General features: G+C 63.7%; 19 protein-coding genes and 1 tRNA gene. 11 read left to right on the plus strand and 9 right to left on the minus strand.

The genetic code is table 11. From position 1 onward, the window contains the following. Positions 1-14: 14 nt before the first annotated feature. Positions 15-2,012, minus strand: coding sequence for a tetratricopeptide repeat protein (locus tag FH610_RS36825; RefSeq protein ID WP_139579847.1), 1,998 nt, complete (start codon positions 2,010-2,012; stop codon positions 15-17). A gap of 292 nt (positions 2,013-2,304) precedes the next feature. Continuing rightward, positions 2,305-2,393: transfer RNA gene (locus FH610_RS36830), tRNA-Ser, on the minus strand. A gap of 162 nt (positions 2,394-2,555) precedes the next feature. On the opposite strand from FH610_RS36830, the gene FH610_RS36835 reads away from it, so the two are divergent. Then, entirely contained in the window at positions 2,556-3,371 is an 816-nt protein-coding gene (locus tag FH610_RS36835; RefSeq protein WP_139579848.1) for a hypothetical protein, read from the plus strand. A 126-nt stretch (positions 3,372-3,497) separates the two neighbouring features. On the opposite strand, the gene FH610_RS36840 is transcribed toward FH610_RS36835, so the two are convergent. Further along, positions 3,498-4,031 carry a hypothetical protein gene (locus tag FH610_RS36840; RefSeq protein WP_139579849.1) on the minus strand — a complete coding sequence of 178 codons (534 nt, stop codon included), beginning with the start codon at positions 4,029-4,031 and terminating at the stop codon, positions 3,498-3,500. 11 nt (positions 4,032-4,042) lie between these two features. Then, a complete protein-coding gene (locus FH610_RS36845; protein WP_139579850.1) occupies positions 4,043-5,653 on the minus strand; it encodes an RNA-directed DNA polymerase in 1,611 nt (536 codons plus the stop codon). A gap of 393 nt (positions 5,654-6,046) precedes the next feature. On the opposite strand from FH610_RS36845, the gene FH610_RS36850 reads away from it, so the two are divergent. From FH610_RS36850 to FH610_RS43105, 3 genes are all read left to right on the plus strand, one after another. Beyond that, on the plus strand, positions 6,047-7,132 hold the full coding sequence (locus FH610_RS36850) for a dsDNA nuclease domain-containing protein (protein WP_139579851.1): 1,086 nt from the start codon (positions 6,047-6,049) through the stop codon (positions 7,130-7,132). A 624-nt stretch (positions 7,133-7,756) separates the two neighbouring features. Continuing rightward, positions 7,757-9,613: a hypothetical protein gene (locus FH610_RS36855; RefSeq protein WP_139579852.1), complete on the plus strand. Its 1,857-nt coding sequence runs from the start codon at positions 7,757-7,759 to the stop codon at positions 9,611-9,613. A gap of 311 nt (positions 9,614-9,924) precedes the next feature. Next, on the plus strand, positions 9,925-10,086 hold the full coding sequence (locus FH610_RS43105; RefSeq protein WP_161628177.1) for a hypothetical protein: 162 nt from the start codon (positions 9,925-9,927) through the stop codon (positions 10,084-10,086). A 54-nt stretch (positions 10,087-10,140) separates the two neighbouring features. Here FH610_RS43105 and FH610_RS36860 read toward each other — a convergent pair whose 3' ends face one another. Further along, entirely contained in the window at positions 10,141-10,866 is a 726-nt protein-coding gene (locus FH610_RS36860; RefSeq protein ID WP_139579853.1) for a phospholipase D-like domain-containing protein, read from the minus strand. A 165-nt stretch (positions 10,867-11,031) separates the two neighbouring features. Here FH610_RS36860 and FH610_RS36865 point away from each other — a divergent pair, with 165 nt between their 5' ends. The 3 genes from FH610_RS36865 (at position 11,032) to FH610_RS36875 (ending at position 12,473) form a co-directional block, all read left to right on the plus strand. Beyond that, positions 11,032-11,385 carry a hypothetical protein gene (locus FH610_RS36865; protein ID WP_139579854.1) on the plus strand — a complete coding sequence of 118 codons (354 nt, stop codon included), beginning with the start codon at positions 11,032-11,034 and terminating at the stop codon, positions 11,383-11,385. Then, on the plus strand, positions 11,369-11,848 hold the full coding sequence (locus FH610_RS36870; RefSeq protein WP_139579855.1) for a GntR family transcriptional regulator: 480 nt from the start codon (positions 11,369-11,371) through the stop codon (positions 11,846-11,848). Before FH610_RS36865 ends, FH610_RS36870 begins: the two co-directional genes overlap by 17 nt. A 67-nt stretch (positions 11,849-11,915) precedes the next feature. Then, on the plus strand, positions 11,916-12,473 hold the full coding sequence (locus tag FH610_RS36875) for an HD domain-containing protein (RefSeq protein ID WP_240809414.1): 558 nt from the start codon (positions 11,916-11,918) through the stop codon (positions 12,471-12,473). A 9-nt stretch (positions 12,474-12,482) separates the two neighbouring features. Here FH610_RS36875 and FH610_RS36880 read toward each other — a convergent pair whose 3' ends face one another. The 3 genes from FH610_RS36880 to FH610_RS36890 are packed head-to-tail and all read right to left on the minus strand — an operon-like array spanning position 12,483 to position 14,204. Continuing rightward, entirely contained in the window at positions 12,483-12,980 is a 498-nt protein-coding gene (locus FH610_RS36880) for a hypothetical protein (protein WP_139579857.1), read from the minus strand. 3 nt (positions 12,981-12,983) lie between these two features. Further along, a complete protein-coding gene (locus FH610_RS36885; RefSeq protein ID WP_139579858.1) occupies positions 12,984-13,460 on the minus strand; it encodes an NUDIX hydrolase in 477 nt (158 codons plus the stop codon). Positions 13,461-13,463: 3 nt separating this feature from the next. After that, the gene (locus tag FH610_RS36890; protein WP_139579859.1) at positions 13,464-14,204 is read right to left on the minus strand and encodes an XRE family transcriptional regulator; all 741 of its coding nucleotides are present in this window, start codon (positions 14,202-14,204) and stop codon (positions 13,464-13,466) included. A 150-nt stretch (positions 14,205-14,354) separates the two neighbouring features. Here FH610_RS36890 and FH610_RS36895 point away from each other — a divergent pair, with 150 nt between their 5' ends. Next, complete coding sequence (locus FH610_RS36895; RefSeq protein ID WP_139579860.1) at positions 14,355-14,573, plus strand: hypothetical protein; 219 nt, start codon at positions 14,355-14,357, stop codon at positions 14,571-14,573. Positions 14,574-14,750: 177 nt separating this feature from the next. Here the strand turns inward: FH610_RS36895 and FH610_RS36905 are convergent, their stop codons facing one another. Continuing rightward, positions 14,751-15,107: a GntR family transcriptional regulator gene (locus tag FH610_RS36905; protein WP_139579862.1), complete on the minus strand. Its 357-nt coding sequence runs from the start codon at positions 15,105-15,107 to the stop codon at positions 14,751-14,753. Positions 15,108-15,214: 107 nt separating this feature from the next. Here FH610_RS36905 and FH610_RS36910 point away from each other — a divergent pair, with 107 nt between their 5' ends. Genes FH610_RS36910 through FH610_RS36920 form a run of 3 tightly spaced genes read left to right on the plus strand, consistent with a single transcriptional unit; the run spans position 15,215 to position 17,566 of the window. After that, entirely contained in the window at positions 15,215-15,556 is a 342-nt protein-coding gene (locus FH610_RS36910) for an SCO3933 family regulatory protein (protein ID WP_139579863.1), read from the plus strand. Then, positions 15,549-16,889, plus strand: coding sequence for an FtsK/SpoIIIE domain-containing protein (locus FH610_RS36915; RefSeq protein WP_139579864.1), 1,341 nt, complete (start codon positions 15,549-15,551; stop codon positions 16,887-16,889). The genes FH610_RS36910 and FH610_RS36915 overlap by 8 nt, the downstream gene beginning before the upstream one ends. Before the next feature lie 17 nt (positions 16,890-16,906). After that, positions 16,907-17,566, plus strand: coding sequence for a DUF2637 domain-containing protein (locus FH610_RS36920; protein WP_139579865.1), 660 nt, complete (start codon positions 16,907-16,909; stop codon positions 17,564-17,566). Positions 17,567-17,688: the final 122 nt, after the last annotated feature.

Raw genomic sequence — 17,688 nt, forward strand, 5'->3', positions numbered from 1 at the left:
GGCAGCCGGGTGGTCTACTCGGGCGAGACGTTCTTCTGGGCCCTGAGCGCGGAAAGGCTTGCCCTGGTGGCCGCGGTGTACGGGTGGGTTTCGCCAAGAACGCGAATGCGGCTGTGCAGGACCGCCTCGTACTCGGTCGCAGCCTCGGCGTACCGCTTCTGATCACGTAGCGTGGCGGCCAGGTTGTCCCGGCTGACCAGGGTGTCGGGGTGATCGAGACCGAGGAGGCGGGTGCGAATCCGCACCACGGATCGGTGCTCCGCCTCGGCCTCCTGCAAGCGCCCGAGCAGGCGCAGGGTGGTAGCCCTGTTGTCCCGGCTGAACAATGTGAACGAATGCTCCGGACCGAGAACGTCGGTGAGTGCTGCCAACGCCTGCCCGTGCTCGGCCTCGGCCTCGGGCAGACGGCCGAGATCACGTATGACGTTGGCGAGGTTGTCGCGGCTGATCAGCGTGTCCGCATGTCGTGGCCCGAGGAGACGAGTGCGCTGAGCGATCACGGCGCGGTGCTCAGCCTCCGCCTCGTGCAGCCGCCCTAGTTTGCGTAGCGCGCGGGCGAGGTTGTTGCGCCTGGTGAGGGTCTCCGCAGCCGTCTCCTGGGGAAGGACGCCTGCGGCTTGCCAACCGGCAACCGCGACCTCGAAGTGGCCGTGGTCGTAGGCAGTGGTGGCGATCGCGTCCGCGTCAGAAGGAGAGCAGTCGGGCAGCGCGGCGAGCAGAACCTTCGCGGCGATCTCGTGGCCCGGACCGGCAGTGCGCTGAGCGACGTCGACCAGGTAGTCGAACACCTCGACCCGCTCATGGTCCACAGGTTGGAGAAGCGCGGTGGTGGCACGCCGCGGCTTGGTCGCCCACTCCCAAGCCGCCGGCAGGGGCTCCGGTCGTAACCTCGATCCGCCGTGGGCCGAGAGATAGTGCTCGTGAAGCTGCTCAAGCAGGGTGCGAGGAATGGCGGCGGAATGCCCCGCACGCCGCAGTTCGACCGCCACGCTGATCAGCGCTGCCGCCCGTGGGTGGGTGGGCGCGCCGTGTTCTGTGTTCGGGCTCCAGGCGTTTTGCCAGTCGCGAAGGAGCTCGGGTCCCGCTGCTATGTATTCCGCGATCCCATAGTCATCGGCGTGATCGAGTGCTTGAGCGATACGCGGATCCCAGTCCCTCGCACGGGCGCGCTCCCGTTCTGAGGCACTGAACATCCTGGGCAGGTAGATGCGGTGGGCCTGCGACAGGGTCTCCTCCACGTCCTTGCCGGCCTGCCGTCCTTCCTCCGTCGAATGCGCTGTCAGCCGTTCCTCCTCGGCCGCTCGCAGCGTGGCCACAATGACGCGGTGATGGTCCTTGCCGCTGATGAGGCGCTGCACGTCGTTGCGGCGCAGTCCGCCCTTGCCCAGGTAACCTTCTACGTCGTCGAGCCACAGGACGCAGCGACGCCGCTCGGCGACGACGGAGAGTGCGGCGCGAACCGCGTCTCGGTCCACAGGCGCGATGATCGTGTGCTCCGGGAGAGTCGCGCGCACTGCCTCCCAGGAAGCACGGGTCTTTCCGGCGGTTGAGTCTCCGACGACGAGAACGAATCCTCCTCGTGCCAGCAGCTCCCGCAGGCCGTCGTCGACGTCTCGTGGGATGTAGACGGGCACTGTTCGCGGCTGCTCCCGAGCGTCGCCGCGAGTCACGTTCGACCTGGTGCTCTGTTCACGATGCCCGGCTGGATGAACACCCAGGGTTACGGGGTCTTCCATGGAACTCGCCCGGGGGAGCGATCCGTCCGCCAGAACAAGGCAGCCGTCCTGAACTTTCAGAACCTGCTCATCGCTGTACTGAGCGAGCCTCTTGGCCCGTTCCCACCACAGGGCCGAGCCAGAAACGATCATCGCTGAGCCGATCGCCGCGAGCGCGACCGCCCAGGGCTGGGTGAGATCGAACGCCAGCAGTACGGCTGGAGCCGCAGCCAGGCCGCTCAATGCCGTCAACGCCAGGGCCAGCCGCCGCCACCGGGAACCTCTGCCGAAGCCCATAGAACCCGCTACCCGCCGTCGAAGTCGTCCTGCGCCGCCGCTTCAGTCATAACCTTCGGCTACGTAGAACGCCACAGCCACGTCCTTCTTGGGCGATCACGCTGTTACCAGCGGCAGCGCCGGGGCTTGTCCAGCTTGTCCGGTCCCCATCGAAACGATCTCCACGTCCGGGTGGTCGCCGCCACCGGAGAACTCATCCGCGAGCTGATCACCGATCCCACCCGCGACAACCAACCCCCGTACACAAGGAAACCCCCGAACCCGTAGGTTCGAGGGTTTCCGATGTCTTGAGCGGAGAGCGTGGGATTCGAACCCACGAGACCGGTCACCCGGCCTAGCGGTTTTCAAGAGCACTACGATTCGTGCGCCTGCACCGCCTCCGACCTGCTACTGGTCCTCTGAGTCGGCTAGGTTCGGCGGAGATCATCCCGCGCATATCCCGCGCACTCAGGCGTCAGGCCAGGTGCCTGTTTCGCCCCTCTGCGATGGGGGTCTCTTGGCTGGCGCACGACTTGCTCTGGTAGGTCGCTTCTCCTCTGGAGCATGATGACGGTCATGGACCTGGCGCCAGACCAACAAGCCGTACTGGAGTGTGTGCCGCAAGACGGGTCGGCGATTAGCAATCTGGCCGTCCGAAAGCGACTCGGGTGGGATCCGGATCGATACTGGGGGGCGCGTGATGCTCTGGTGGATGCCGGCGTGGTCATCCGCGGACGGGGCAGAGGGGGCACGATCCGACGGTATGTGGAAACCGGGCCACTGGCCGATGTGGTTTCGGTGGCGGTTGATGCGACGGACCCAGCTCGCGAGGTCGAGGCGGTCATCCAGAGTGAACTCGCGCTGTATGAACCGATGCGCAGTGTGATTGCGGGTGATTGGGCCAAGGATCACCGAGCGGATCCGCTAGCGGTGGAAGTCACTGCCCTACAGGGGCGCCGAGTCACGGGAGGTACCTGGTCCCGACCGGACGTCGTGAGCGTGGAGATCCGTACCTTCGCCTACGTGCCGGGCAAACACTTGGAGCTAATTACCTTTGAGATCAAGCTCGCTGCCGCCTTGAACGTGCAGGCGGTATTCGAGGCGCTGGCCCATCGTCGATCTGCCACACGTTCTTACGTTCTGGCGCATGTGCCCACGACTGAAGCGGTCGCCATGGAGGACATCGTCAGCGACATCGCAGAGGTAGCCCGCTCCCACGGCATCGGCCTGGTCACCGCTGGAGATCCGGCGGACTATGAGACTTGGGAGGAACGAGTGGAGGCCCGGCGGGTCGAACCAGATCCCGAACGGCTGGACACGTTCATCGCTACGCAACTGTCCGAGCGAACCAAAAACCTGATCTCGCGGCGACTACGATAGGTTAGCTAATCCGAAAGATCGTCCTACGCGTACCCCCACAACTCAGGAGGCGTAGCACTATCGCAGGAGCAATAGCTGGGAGGGGCGACTAGATGCGCCCGCTTGCGAGTGCCTCTCAACGCCCTTTCAGACGGATTGAGATGTGCGGTCCAACGCGGTCACGAAACCGCGGCAGGTCTCAACGCAGCCAGCGAGAGCTTCGGAGGTAACCACAACCGCGCCGTCGCGCACTGGCACGTCGATGAGGCGCACCTTACGGGGCTTTTCCTGTTTCAACTGATTTGGCGTGAAGCGTCCAAGCCCGTGAGCGACCGCGTTACGTACGATGATGCACGACTCCAACTTTGCCCAACCTTCGGCATCGCTGGCGTCGATAGCATGGCGTGTTTTCAAGGCTTTTACGACGTCATCCCAACCGCGAGGTGCCTTGCCTGCTTCTTTCCCATCCAGACGCCGAAGGAGAGTCTCTACATAGATCTCCACGATACTGACTAGGCGCAGCCAGCACGCGGCCCGGTCAGCCGCTGCGGTGTCGCCGACGGTGTCGTCTCGGAAACGACGCAGGGGCCGGCCTGGCCTGCGGCCGGCCGTCGTGGTGATGTGCCTGGCGTACGTTGCGATCAGCTCTTCCAGAGCATTTTCTGTGATGTCGAGCATCACGGGTTCCAGGGTCATAGGCCGACCAGGATCGTCGCATGTAGGCCGCCCTCTTCGCGGACCGCGTCGTAGGTCTCCTGAGAGATGGTTCCGCGGTCGTGCAGTCGCCGTAGGGCCGCCAGGTACCAGGAGAGCAATGCCGACGGTTCCTCGTCGAGGGCGCGAGTGACTTCATGCACGTCAATGCGACCGACGGCCGCAAGGGTGAATGCGGCCTCGGCGCGCACTGCGGGCTCAAAACGTTGTGCGCGATGACTCTCGACCCACTGGGATAAGGACTCAGTGTCGACCAACTCCAAGTTGCCGATGGCGCGAAGCAAGCAGAGCCGTTGCCAGTCGCTGAGGCTGACGTTCGTGGTGATGACCGCAATCGTACGGGTCACTGCAGGCCGGTCGAACGCGGCCATGGCCCGCAGGTATTGCAGCACGTATGGGGTCACAGATGGGACAAAACCGATGATGCTCTCTACCTTGGCCAGCACTGAGAGCGCACGTGATTCCGTTGGATCAGCCAGTCTGATCAATGCACGCCGGATAGACCGTATGTCGGAGCGGTCCGCGTCACGCAGGTTCGTCTTCTCGGAGGCCTGAGCGCCGGTTTCCTCATCTCGGGGTGTGATGGTCGATTCGAGGAAGCTGATGGCCCACTCGGGGTCGCTGTCACGAGCCCCCTCGGTGTAATCGGCAACGAAGTCGGCCGGATCGTGCTGGGCACCTGTGCGTGGTAGATGTACATCAACCTGGCTGATCACGGTCTCGTACCAGTAGCTGGTGATCGACGGCGTACGGGTTTTGGACTCGTTCAGCACTAGGCCGTTGTCACGAGCGGCCGTCGTCAGATCGTCCAATGCACGCTTGGCCTCCTCGAACGTCTCGACCGCGATCCGGAAGTCATCGTTGAAGCGCCAGGCTGGCCACTGCTTGCGGCGCACGGCACGCAACACTCGACTCCCATAGACGTCGGAGAGTCGATCTGAAGGCTCTAGCAGTTGGGGAAGCCCATAACGCCGACCCTGCACCTCGCCGAGAAGATCCATAAGGCATTCGATAGCGGCGTGGTCAGCGGTACGGATCAGAAGTTCCCGGCCGAGGATGTCGTGGTCAATGTAGTCGTAAAACGAGGCAAGGTCGGCCTTCACGACATACCGAACGATCGCTTCGTAGGGCCAGGGGGCAACGAACGGAGAGCCATCGTTTTCATCACCTGGTGGGGTGCCGCGCTCCTCGGCGTATCTCATAGGCGCGTCTATGAACTCCCGGTACCGCTCGGGCGAGCGGTCCACCTCGTGTTCTGCCGCGGTCATGAGCAGGTCAGTCAGCGCCCTATAGGTGACCCGCTCGGGGAATCCCCAGATCGCGACCGGCCGACTGCCGGTCACTGGCTTGGCTACGGAGATGACCAGGCCGCGGCCGGTCGGCAGCCCCGCCCGGAGTTGCCCGCCCAGCCAAGCGGCAAAAAGAGCGCTGTCCTCCTTCAGCTCCGCCGTACCCGGCGACGATGGGATCAGCGGCTCGACGGTATCGGCCTCCCGGCGCACGGCCCCTTCAAGATCCAGACGAGAGAGGACACCGAGTGGGACAGATTGCATACCTGGCATGAAAGCATCTGCCGCATCAACAGCCAACCGCCTCGGTGGTCGAACAGAAGCGGCCGTTTTCGGGTTGCCCCCCGAGGAGCAGCTTGGTTGAGCTGGACCTGCGACAGCTCATGCCCGCACCTCAACAGGGATAGGCCCGCAGCTCATCGGTCAGGCCGGTCTCCTACTGTGGCGTAGATCGGTGCCGAGCCGCCGGCCCGCGCCAATAGCAGGTGCGCCGACAAGAGGTCTTCAAGGGCGATCCGGGAGGGACCTCTAAGCCAGTGCTGACCCGCAAAAAGGCCGTCGCGAACCTTGCCTGGTGCTACAAGGGATGGTCTACTAAGTCCGGGTTGTCTTTTAAGTATCGAGTTCGTGGAACGGTCCAATAGCTGAGGTATCGACTGTATGTTCGACTTTCATGTCCATTCAGGGGAGTGAATGACTGCATCGCCAGCAGATGGAGGTCGTAGGAGTCGTCGCGGATTCGCATATCAAGACGCTGTCACCCTATTAGACTGCCTAGACATGCTCGAAGGTAGCTGGACAGAAGTTTCATGGGAAGATTTAGAGGACATACTTTGCCGGAGGGACAGTGTCCCGGTATATAGGCAAGTAAAGACACTAGAGGGGGCGGGAACGAGACATAGCGTCGCCATTGTCTGCTCCCCAGAAAAAGTTGGAAAGCCTGAATCAAGCTACCTAGGAAAGCTCTTCGTCGGCAAGCCACTTCCTGACAGTACGCGGTTTACCCTTATTCTGAATGAAGTACCCTTAGCGGATCTTCACCAATTCTCGGTTCCACGAGGCGGGACAAGAGGACAGGTCGACGAGGGCGTTCTCACTGCAATCGTAAAAAGGTTAGAAGGACTCACCGTCCCCGACGGCCGCGATGTTGCCTGGTGTGTAGAGCGTCTGGAAGTTCTAGTCGAAGCACGCACAGTAGAACAGGTCGAGCAATCTGCCATCGCGCGGCTCGAACCAATCGTCCAAAAATTTCTAGGTCAGCCCGCGCTGTACAAGGAGATCGAGGACGTATTAATAGGCTTAGTGACTTTTATAAGTCGCGATGCTTTGAATCCCACCCCCACACAGATTACAGCCGAGGATTTTCGGCTCAAGATCGAAAACATCATTCAGAAGGTTACCGGACGTCGGGCCGATGGCACGCTTGAGCCACTGACCACGTTGCAAGAAAAGCTGCACGCAGCGGAGGTCTCAGCGGCAGAAGCCGAGAGGCAGCACGAAAGCATGCTTGCGTACCGTCGCCGATATCGATCAAGCATTGGCAAGACACGAGCAGCTCTAGATGACCTAGCGGACGAGATATTTGCGATCTGTAGTTTAGTGATGGCGCAGCGTCGGGCCGGGCTGATACCCCCTGGTTCGGAATCCTACGCACGAACTATCTTGCAAGTTAGCCAACTGCCAAGGGTACTCAGCGGCGAAACAACCTTGGCAAATGCCTACGCTATTCTCTCAGACATTACAGCGCGCTGCCAGAACAGGTATGCTGATGCCTCGTAAGCTAGGGGAATTAGTAGCCCCTCCTCTTCATAGGCCATGGGATCCTGATGACTGTCCCGACTTTCATGCTGCGCGGCTTCTAATCCTCATACTTGTATGCGGAGACGAACCAGGTCCCTACATCGCCGGCAGAACCAAGTTTGCTAAACTCGACTTCTTTGTACGCTATCCCGCCTTTCTTGAGACGGCACACGTTTCACTACTTGGCCAAAAATCCCAACAACCAATATTTAGGGCGGCAATGCGAGGGGAAGTGGAGGCGCCTATGATTCGGTATCGGTACGGACCTTGGGATACTCGCTATCGTCAGTTCCTAGCTTTTCTCGCCTCGCGCGAGCTGATCACTATTACCGCAAGCCACACTCCTGAGCGCGTCAAGCTGAAGGCTGCCGGAGTAAGGCTTGCACGTCGCCTAGCGCACATGGATCAGTTCACACCTCTGGTTGAACGATGCGAAGCGATGCGCGGAAATCTTGCCACGATGTCAGGGAGTGACTTGAAAGATCTTATCTACAACATATTCCCGACGGAGGTAGGAGCCCTTCCCTATCGTCAGGAGATTCAGCCGTGAGTGGTGTCCTTGTCAACCGGGCAACTTCCGGCCTCCGAATACATTCCCTTACTATGGTCCACGAGTCAGGGGAATTCGAGGAATATTCTTTTCGTCCCGTCGGCCTAAATGTTTTGACCGGTGTGCGAAACAGTTCAAAAACAACCACACTAAAGGCTATCGACTACGTTTTTGGAGACCGCGGCGGAGTGATCGACGCTCTAGGCAGCGCTGTGGCCGACGAGTATGTGGAGATCTCTCTAGTAGTCGCTCTCAACGGCACAATCAGAAGAATTCGTCGAAATCTTCGACGTCCTAATATCGGTAAGGTATTTGTCGATGACATAGAACTGTCTGCGGCGGCGTTCTCTGGGTTCATAATGAACGAGCTTGGATGGCCGAGTATCAACATACCCAAAGGAATCAGCGCCCTCACCGCTTCCGAAGTCATTCCACTCACCTTTCGCAGTGTTCTTCGTCATATTTACCGAAATGAGGATTCTTGGACAAGCTTTGCTAATCAAGAACATGAATATTTGCGCCGAGCTGTAATCAGTCTGCTGCTCGGGTTTGCACGAGAGAGGTATGAAACCAATGAGTTCGAGCTAAATCAGGCACGAAAGCGACTTACCGAAGCACAGGCTGTGCAGCGTGATGTGAACAGTAGTACCGACCGTGCCGTAGAGGCTATATCGACGCAACTTGGGATCCCCGTAGTCCATGACGTCGGTGAGCTTTCTCGGGCTCAAAATGAGCTGGGCGCCGAGCTGGATAGGGCCTATGCGCGTCGCACGCAATTAGCATCGGAAATTGACTCTCTAATAGGCAACACGAGTTCTGCCAATTCCGACACTCCCGGATACGACCGCACTCTAGCTAGTCAATACGAAGAAGCCTCCAAGTTGCTTCGACTAGCGGCAGAAGACGTCGTCAATTTAGAGCAATTGCATGCCGAATATACTAGTTCGCATGCGATGGTGACAGCCGAACTTGCGCGGATGGATAGGCTCATAGCTTCTGTAGAGGCTTTCGACGCTTTACCTGTTCGCGTTTGTCCTGCTTGTGAGCAGGCCGTCGATCCAAGAAGGCCTCACGCCCTAGATGCTTGTTACTTATGCACCCAACCGGTAACAGAAGATCTACGGCAGCGGAGGGCGGAGCTAGAGAAACGAACGCTTTCAGCAGAGGCTAGTGAGCTAGCTGAGGCTATCGCTCGAACCTCAAGGGATCTCCAGGTCGCGAGAGATCGGGAAAGTCATTTACGTCGAGAGCATGAGCGTCTAGCTAAGCTACTTAACGAGGAACGTGCAATTCTTCTGGCCCCGTTCCTGGGGTCCTTGGAAGATCTTGCGTCGCAAATAGCTCGCCTTGAACAAAGACTCACAACTTTCCCTGCCATTAGGCAAATCCTCTCACGGAAAGTCGAAGCTGCAAGCGCTGTCGATACCATAGCCGACGAAATCGCGATCCTCACAAGAAACGCGGAGAAGTCTCCTCATTCTCGCATAAGTCCTGTTGACCGGTGTGCTCTACTCGCCGATCGCATGAACGAGTTCCTCGAACCGTTCCGGGATCGTGGCTGGGTTGACGGTGCTGTTACCGTAAGTGCGGACGATCTTACTTTCTTCGTAGGTACCCGTCCATGGGATCAGCAACTCGGAGCAGAGGCAAGGGTCCTATTCTTCCTTGCCTATAGTAGAGCGCTTCTTTTTCTCGACTCAGACATTGGTGCCGATTGTTGCCACCCGGGATTTCTGATGCTTGACAATCCTTTCCAGCAAGGCATCCAGGCGACTGTTATCCGCGATGCGCTGATCAACATCCATGGAGTCGCAGAGACAACGGGATCGCAAGTCATTAGTACCCAGGCGGTGCCACTGAGGCCACACGAAGGTATCAATGAAATCCCAATGCCGAATGTCTACAAGTGAGTTGAGCATTACCGTCTCATACCGGAGATCCGGTCATCTCCTCGTCGGGCAGGCGTAGCCATGCCGGGCCGGACGCCTGGGGTCAAGCCGTCGTTCGCGTGTACATGCCTCTCGGTGACCTTCCGCGCTCGCTGGTTGTCCTGCTCGCAGTCGACGGCTTGACCTTGGGCGGCCGGTCTGGCCTCCCTCCGGGGTGACCGACGAGGAGATGACCGGCCCCACCTGCACAGTCTCCAGCTCATCTCCGAGGAGGGCCGGGGGTGCAGGGGGCGGAGCCCCTTGCAGCTCTTCCCTCTGACCGCCTCGGCGAGGTGGGCCGCATTGGCCTGGTCGTCGTCCTGGCCGCGGTGGTCTTCGATGGTTCGGCGTTCCGTCTCGGCGGCTGGGAGCGCGCGGGCGGCGTCGGCCGGGACCGGCCGAAGAGCCGCAGCCCGGCCGGCTGGCCGATCGGCGCGCGACGCGGGCCGCCGTAGGCGGACCGCTTTAATAGCGAGAAGAAAATTAGCTTCTGGCAGCAGGGCGGGTCGTCAGCGGAGCGGTTCGGCCGTGGCCCAGACGCGTTCGAGGCTGGTGAGGTAGACGGCTGTGCTGTCTTCGTCCTTGGTGGCCGTCAGGTACAGCACGGGAGCTTGAGCTGCCGATGTGCCGTACGCGTGGATGTTCACGAGAAGCTCGCTGTCGGCCCGGTAAATGGAGTTGTAGAGCGTCGTGCGGTGGAGGCGGATCTCCACCCCGTCGACCTTCCGCAGCGGCCGGTACAGCATGAGGGCGTTGCGTACTCGGGCGGCCATGACGTCGGCCCCGATGCCTTCCTCGACTCCTCGGGCGGCCACCTCGGGACTGTCCGGGTCGCCGAGAAGGATGCGGATCTTCACGCCTGCGCGGGCTTGGCTGGCGAGCAGGCGGATCATGCCGGTGTCCTCGGCGAGGAACAGGCTGCTGTAGGTCAGGATGTCGATCTCGCGACTTGCGCCCTGGAAGAGCCGCCGCCAGATGGCCTGCGGTACGGCCCAGCGGTGGGGATAGACGGCTTTCACTTCGTGGGAAATGGTTCGCCGCGGTTGGGCGACGTCGGGCCACAGGTCTCCCTCGTCGAGTTGCAGCATGTCGGCGAGCGCCCAGCGGTGGCGCGGGTAGGGGATGCGGCCCTTGAGCCAGCGGTCGACTGTCTTGGGGTCCACTTCGAGGGCGGCGGCGACGTCGACGGTTCCGAGCCTGGCCCGGGCAAGGGCATGGCGCAGGGTGTCGCTCACGGGGGTGTACCTCCTGGGGCAGCAGCTCTGCCTGCGACGTTAACACGAGACGTCCCTAGACGTCCCTTAGTCGCGGTGTAGAGGCTCCCCCGCCTCGACGGAAGCTCGTTCGGCACGGGCGCGATGCGCGCGCCCACCATCAGGCCGAAAGGAGCGTGTCAGGGCATGGAGCAACTGCGGCCGGTCCAGAAGCGGCAGCGCGAGTATCAGGAACAGCTCTTGACGGAGCTGCGGGATGAGCTGGAACAGCGCGGGATCACGGCGGTCCTCATCGTGGATGAGAAGAACCGGCCCGCCCTCGATGTGACCGACAGCCGGCTACGGCCCCGCCGGGTCTACGTCCATCTCGCGTTCTTGTGGTTCTACTGGGGTGACCAGCACGACGAGCGGGTCTCGTGCCTACGCCTGCTTCCGGCGGCCGACCGGATCGAGAAGGCGGCGCGGGACGGCTGGCGCGAGGGCGAACAGGGCGAACTCGGTATCGACCTGACGAAGATTCTCGATGCACACCGCTCCTGAACGGCGCAAGGCGTGGCTGACCGGGCAACGCGTCTCCGGCAAGCTGGCTGAGCGGCTGCGCGAGCGGATCACGACGGGTGTCTATCCGGCGGGGCAGGCGCTGCCCTCTGAGATCGCTCTGACGGCGGAGTTCCGCGTTGCCCGTAACACGGTGCGTCGCGCGTTGCGGGCCTTGGAGGCGGAGGGGTTGATCGTGACGGTTCCCTCGAAGGGGCGGCTCGTGCAAGGCGCTGACGCCCCGGTCGATGCCTCCTACCGGTATCAGCTCATCGCTCGCGAGCTGCGGCGGCGAATCGAGCGGGGCGACCTCGGTGCCGGAGACCTGCTGCCCAGCGAAGCGGAACTTCGCTGGCTGTACGAGGCATCGCGCAACACGGTACGGCAGGCCTTCGCGGAGCTGGAGCGCGAAGGGCTGATCGTGTCCCGGCAAGGCAAGGGCCGGTTCGTCCGCTCCGACGAGTAGGACGTCCTAGGACGTCTGGGTTGGCGCCCTAGGTCGCACAGGGGCGGGTGCGCCTATCGTCTGTCTCGTGGAGCAAGCTGCCTGGGCGCGTGATCTGGCCGAACGACTCCTAGCCAAGCCGCTGCCTCGGCGCTGGGCGCATACCCAGGGGGTGGCGGTGCAGGCCGTGTCGCTGGCCCCGATCCTCGGCGACGAGGCCGACACGCTGACCGCCGCCGCCTACCTGCATGACATCGGCTACTCCCCGGAGTTGGTCGACACCGGGTTTCACCCCCTCGACGGCGCCCGCTACCTGCGTGATGTGGCGGGCGCCGACGAGCGACTGTGCCGCCTCGTCGCCCATCACTCCTGCGCGGTCAACGAGGCCACGGAACGCGACCTGTACGACGCCTTGACCAAGGAGTTCGCCCCCGAGCGGCGAGAGCTGACCGATGCGCTGACCTTCTGCGATATGACCACCGGCCCCGACGGCCGGCACCTGGACGTACATGAGCGACTGGCTGAAATACACTCCCGCTACGGTCCGGACCACTTGGTGAGCCGCTCTATCAAGACATCTACGCCGTGCATCCTGGCCGCTGTTGACGCGGTTGAGACGAAGCTGCGCGAGCTGTCGGACCGCTGACCGAGAGGCTCAATCATCAGCCATGTATGCCTTACGGATCTTGGCTGCGCCATACCCTCCGCGAGGGTTGCAGATCGGGCATCCGCAGGGCGGCATGCCGTGTGCGTTGGGCATATAGCGCCACCCGGTCACCTGCTTCACGCCCCTGATGCGGTGAATCTCGCTGGCCAGGATCGGGCGCGGGACCAGGAGTTCGTATCCGCGAGCGTCCTGTTGCTCGGCGATCAGGGCCGCGGCTGCGGCACTGCCGAGTTCGACCGGCGGGGCGTTGTAGTGGCCCACCAACACCGGCTCGTCGTCGGGGATGCGGAAGTGGACGGCAACGAGAGTGCGCTGACCACTACGCCGCAGCTCACGGCCCCACTGATAAGTGATCTGGTAGGAGGGCAACACCGGCAGGCAATAGACGCCTGTCGCATCGCTCCGCCCCACGCTGACGGCGCGGATGCCCGCCCTCCGGATCGAGCGGATGTTCTTGGCCGGGGTGAGGTGCACGAGCAAGGTCATGGCTCATCCGATGTGTGGCAGGGCGGTGCCGGCGAGGTAGTGGCCGATCCGCAGTGCCATTGAGCGGTCCATCGGCAGCATCTCGACCTGGTCCCGTAGCACCCAGCGGACCTCGGTGGATTCGCTGCTGGGGGTCGGCTCCCCGCTGACGGCACGGGCGGTGAGGACGATGGAGAACTCTTGCCGGGCCTCGCCATTAGAGGTGTAGAGGATGACGTGGCGGGGGTCGGTGTAGGTGCCGACGAGGCCGGTGATCTCGCACAACACCCCGGTCTCTTCGAGGGTCTCGCGTACGGCGGCTTGTGAAAGGGATTCGCCGAGGTCGATTGCGCCGCCGGGGACGGCCCAGTTGTCGTTGTCGCTGCGGCGGATCATGAGGATGTCCCCGGCGTCGTTGGTGACGACGACGTTGACGGACGGGACGAGGCTGTTCGGCTTGGGTGCGTTGGGGTCGTCGTAGTAGTCGATCCGGCGCGGCATGACTCAGGACTCTACTGGCGTGGCCTGCTCCCACACCCGTTCGAAACTCTCCATGTAGGTGGTGACCATGTCCCCGCCTAACACTCTGCGCAGGTGCAGGACGGGGGCGTTGCCGGCGGGCACGCCGTACACGTGGGTGTTGACGAGGAGCTGGTCGTCGCCGCGGTAGATGGAGTTGTACAGCACCGTGCGATGGAGCCGGATCTCCACCCCGTCCAGGCCGCGGATGGGCCGGTAGAGGACGAGGACGTTGCGGATCTTGGCGGCCATGCCGTCGTCGATGCCCTCGTCCGCGCCGCGCTGAGCGACTTCGGGACTGCCGGGGTCGCCGAGCAGGATGCGCACCCTCACTCCGGCGGCGGCCTTCTCGCCGAGCATGCGCACGATGCCGGCGTCGTCGGCGAGGAACAGGCCGCTGTAGACCAGGATGCCAATCTCGTTTTGGGCCTGGGCGAACAGACGTCCCCAGGCGTCCCGGGGGACGGCCCAGCGGTGCGGATAGACGGTGACGATCTCGCTCTCGGACGCTGAGGCGACCTGTTCCCGCGTCAGGGCCTCGGGCCATAGGTAGCCCTCGTCTATCCCCAGGTGGGTGGCGACGGCGTACCTGTGCTTTCGGTATGGTGCGCGGCCTTTGGTGATCCAGCGTTCGACGGTCTTGGGGTCCACCTGGATCGCCGTCGCCAGCTCGGCGATGCTCACCCCGCGTTCCAGAAGGGCCGCGCGTAGTCGCTCGTTGGCCATCTCACCTGCCGCGTCAGGACGTCCAGGGACGTGGCAATCGTAGACGGGACGTCTTGAACATGTCCCGTCGTGTAGTGATCTCGTCCTGCCCTTCCGCCGCACTCTCGGTGTCACAACGCACCACTACCTGCGACGGAAGGAGAACAGACCATGACAGAGACCACGATTGCCCCACCGGAGGAGAGCCCCGACTGCGCCTGCGGCGCGCTCCTGAAGCCCGGACAGATCCACTGCAGCAAGTGCCTCGCCCGTCAGCGCTGGGAGCGGCTCGAGAAGGCCCGACGCAGGACCGCCCGGCGTCGCTCCATCACCCGCCGTCCCCCGCGCGGCCCGGTCAGCGCCGCTGCCATCGGGGTGATCTGGTCGTGAGCGCGCTGCCTCTGATCATCGCCCTGGCGCTCAGCGCGGTCGTAACCGTCGGCTTCGTGGCGGTCCTGGTCGGCATCCGGCGAGAGGACAAGGCCATGTTCCGTGGCAGCGCCTCCGGGGATGCGTCGGCACGGCTGGCCCGCCACGTCACCGGCTTAAGGGTGCGGAACGGCGGCCCTACGTCTCGGATCGCTGAGACAAGGTCTCTTCTACCCGCGCCAAGCGTTCCGACAAGTCCTGTACGGCGGTGCGTAGCGCGATGACCTCGCTCGCCAAGTCGCCCGCCGGCCCCGGCTCGACGTCTTGGACGTCTTCCCGGACGAACACGCCCTTGCCCTGCTGGCCGATGACCAGGCCCTCGGTCCGCAAGATCCCGACCGCGAGCTTCACGACGCTGAGCGAGGCGTCGTACCGGGCGGCGAGCTGGGTGGTCGACGGCAACGGGGAGCCGGGCGGCAGAGACCCGCCGCGGATCTGCTCGCGCAGATCGTCGGCGATCTGGAGGTAACCGGGCCGTCCCGTCTTCTTGACCATCGCCCCTTATCTCAGCACAGCAACACGACCAAGCCAACCGAGAGAACATTGACAACCAGGCCAACCTAGTTAACTATGTTGGCCATGAGGCTAAGGAGGTCCACAAGATGCGCACCATTCCGATCCCGGTCGACGTGACCAAGCTGCAGTTCGTCTGCGTCCGCGCACCCCGCCCGCGCGTCCTCAACCAGGACACCGGCGAGATCAAGACCGACAAGCACGGCAACACCGTCTACGAGATCGTCCTGTCGGTGGAGGACGAGTTCGGCCGGATCGAACTCGTCAAGGTCGGCACCTCCGGCGAGCCCCAGGTGGCCGCCGGACAGGACGTCACCCCCATCGGCCTGGTCGGCTACGTCTGGGAAATGTCCCGGGGCGGCGAGGCCCGATGGGGCATCAGCTACCGGGCCAGCTCGATCGTCCCAGCAGGGGTGACCACCCATGCGTGACGCCCTGCTGATGCTGCTCGCGGGCCTGGCCGCTGCGGCGGCCGGCCTGTGGGCCTGGCGCCACCTGCACTACCGCTCGTACTGGCTGGCAGTCGGTTTCCCGCTGATGGCCGTCACGATCCGGGCGACATGGCGCAAGGTGGCCCTGGGCTGCGGCCTGACCAAGAAGCGGCAACGCTGGTGGTTCACCATCGTTCCGGGCGCGATCGCCTCGACCGGGCTCGTGAAGGTACGGCGGCGCTTCCAGCGGGTCGCGGTCGACACCAAACCGTTCATGTGGCTGCCCATGCCGACGCGGCACGGCTGGCGGGTCACCGTCCACACCCTTGAGGGGCAGATCCCCGCCGACTACGCCCAGGCGGCCGAGCGGCTCGCGCACTCCTGGGGGGTCCACGCCGTCCGGGTGTCGTCCCCTCGGCCCGGCCGCGTGGTCCTGGCCGCCACGGTGCGGGACCCGCTCGTCCGGCTCGACCACCTCCCGGCCTCCGGAGATCTGCTCACCGTCCACGTCGGGCGGCTGGAGACCGGCGGGCTATGGACGATCGACTTCCGCACGGTGCCCCACTGGATTAACGCGGGCGCCACCCAATCGGGCAAGTCCAACCTCGCCAACGCCCTGCTGGTTGGGCTGGCCCCGCAGCCGGTCGCCCTAGTCGGCATCGACCTCAAAGGCGGCGTGGAGTTCACCCCGTACGCGCCTCGGCTGTCGGCCCTGGCGACCACGCGGGCCGAGAGCGTGACCCTGCTGGATGACCTGGTGGCGCTCATGGTCGAGCGAATGGGGCTGTGCCGTACGGCCGGCGCGCGCAACATCTGGCAACTACCGCCCGGCGTGCGACCAGTCCCGGTCGTGGTGCTGGTCGACGAGCTGGCCGAGCTGTACCTGATGGCCGACAAGTCCGAGAAAGACGAGATCGCCCACACCTCGACCGCGTTGCTGCGGGTGGCCCAGCTCGGGCGGGCGTTCGGCATCTACCTGTTCTGCTCCGGCCAGCGGATCGGCTCCGACCTCGGCCCCGGCGTCACCGCCCTGCGCGCCCAGTGTTCGGGGCGGATCTGCCACCGAGTCAACGACCCCGAGACCGCCACCATGACCCTCGGCGACCTCGACCCCGCCGCCCTGGTCTCCGCGCGTGCGATTCCCGCCGAGACTCCCGGCGTCGCGATCGTCGCCAGCCAGGACGGCCAGTGGTACCGCGCCCGCTCCTTCTATGTCGCCGAGCAGATCGCCGAACACGCCGCCCGCACCTACGCCCACCTGACCCCGGACTGGGTTGCCATCGCCCGGCCCGACCGGGACGGGGCTGACCTGTCCGAGCTGCTGTCCGTCTGACCTGAAAGGGGGTAACGATGCGACGCCTTGCCTCATGGCTGCTCGACACCGGGCCGGTCCTCGTCCTGGCCGCCATCGCGGGTGCCGGATCGTTCACCCACATCCGCGACACCGCCACCGACCACGGACAGACCGGCTGGATGTCGTGGGCCGTGGCCGTCTGCGTCGACCTCACCTGCGTCATGGCCGCACGCGAACGCCAGCGCGACAAGAAGACCGGACGCCAGCGCAACGGGTGGGTGTCCTGGCCGACGCTCGTCCTGGCCGGCGAGATCGTCCTGTCCCTGGCCGCCAACCTGCACCAAGCCGAAGCCACCGTGTGGGGCTGGCTGACGGCCGCCACTCCTGCCGGGGCGTTCCTTATCGCCGTCTCGATGCTCGAACGCCGCGCCGCGGCCCCTCGTCCTGAACCGTCCGCGCCCGTCCTGACTATCGATGCCGTCCCGTCCGCGCCGGCCCCGGCCCCGGCGCTCGTCCCCGCCGTACAGGACGGGCAGGACGGCGACCCGGGACCGTCCCCCGCGCTGGTCGACTACGCCCGCCGCGTGGCCGATGAACACCAGGCCAAGCACGGCAGACCGATCACCCGCGACCTGCTGCGCGCCCGCCTGGGCGTGTCCAACCAGCTCGCCTCCGACCTGCTGCGCACCCTGCGCACCGCATCCGAACCCGCCTAGGGCGCGTATCGGGTTGTGATCAAGGGGTGGTCCGGGTGAGGTCTTTGATCCAGATCATCGCAGCGCGGAGGTGGAGGCCGGCGAGGTAGCTCGCAGGAGTCTTGTCGTAGCGGGTGGCGATT

Origin of the sequence: Microbispora catharanthi (assembly GCF_006334915.2) — a bacterium.
In the GTDB taxonomy this organism is placed as follows: Bacteria; Actinomycetota; Actinomycetes; order Streptosporangiales; family Streptosporangiaceae; genus Microbispora; species Microbispora catharanthi.

Coding starts and splice junctions, on each gene's coding strand:
- FH610_RS36825 (WP_139579847.1), bottom strand. CDS start 2,012: ATGGGCTTCGGCAGAGGTTCCCGGTGGCGGCGGCTGGCCCTGGCGTTG.
- FH610_RS36835 (WP_139579848.1), top strand. CDS start 2,556: ATGATGACGGTCATGGACCTGGCGCCAGACCAACAAGCCGTACTGGAG.
- FH610_RS36850 (WP_139579851.1), top strand. CDS start 6,047: ATGACTGCATCGCCAGCAGATGGAGGTCGTAGGAGTCGTCGCGGATTC.
- FH610_RS36855 (WP_139579852.1), top strand. CDS start 7,757: ATGGTCCACGAGTCAGGGGAATTCGAGGAATATTCTTTTCGTCCCGTC.
- FH610_RS36865 (WP_139579854.1), top strand. CDS start 11,032: ATGGAGCAACTGCGGCCGGTCCAGAAGCGGCAGCGCGAGTATCAGGAA.
- FH610_RS36870 (WP_139579855.1), top strand. CDS start 11,369: ATGCACACCGCTCCTGAACGGCGCAAGGCGTGGCTGACCGGGCAACGC.
- FH610_RS36880 (WP_139579857.1), bottom strand. CDS start 12,980: ATGACCTTGCTCGTGCACCTCACCCCGGCCAAGAACATCCGCTCGATC.
- FH610_RS36885 (WP_139579858.1), bottom strand. CDS start 13,460: ATGCCGCGCCGGATCGACTACTACGACGACCCCAACGCACCCAAGCCG.
- FH610_RS36890 (WP_139579859.1), bottom strand. CDS start 14,204: ATGGCCAACGAGCGACTACGCGCGGCCCTTCTGGAACGCGGGGTGAGC.
- FH610_RS36895 (WP_139579860.1), top strand. CDS start 14,355: ATGACAGAGACCACGATTGCCCCACCGGAGGAGAGCCCCGACTGCGCC.
- FH610_RS36905 (WP_139579862.1), bottom strand. CDS start 15,107: ATGGTCAAGAAGACGGGACGGCCCGGTTACCTCCAGATCGCCGACGAT.
- FH610_RS36910 (WP_139579863.1), top strand. CDS start 15,215: ATGCGCACCATTCCGATCCCGGTCGACGTGACCAAGCTGCAGTTCGTC.
- FH610_RS36915 (WP_139579864.1), top strand. CDS start 15,549: ATGCGTGACGCCCTGCTGATGCTGCTCGCGGGCCTGGCCGCTGCGGCG.
- FH610_RS36920 (WP_139579865.1), top strand. CDS start 16,907: ATGCGACGCCTTGCCTCATGGCTGCTCGACACCGGGCCGGTCCTCGTC.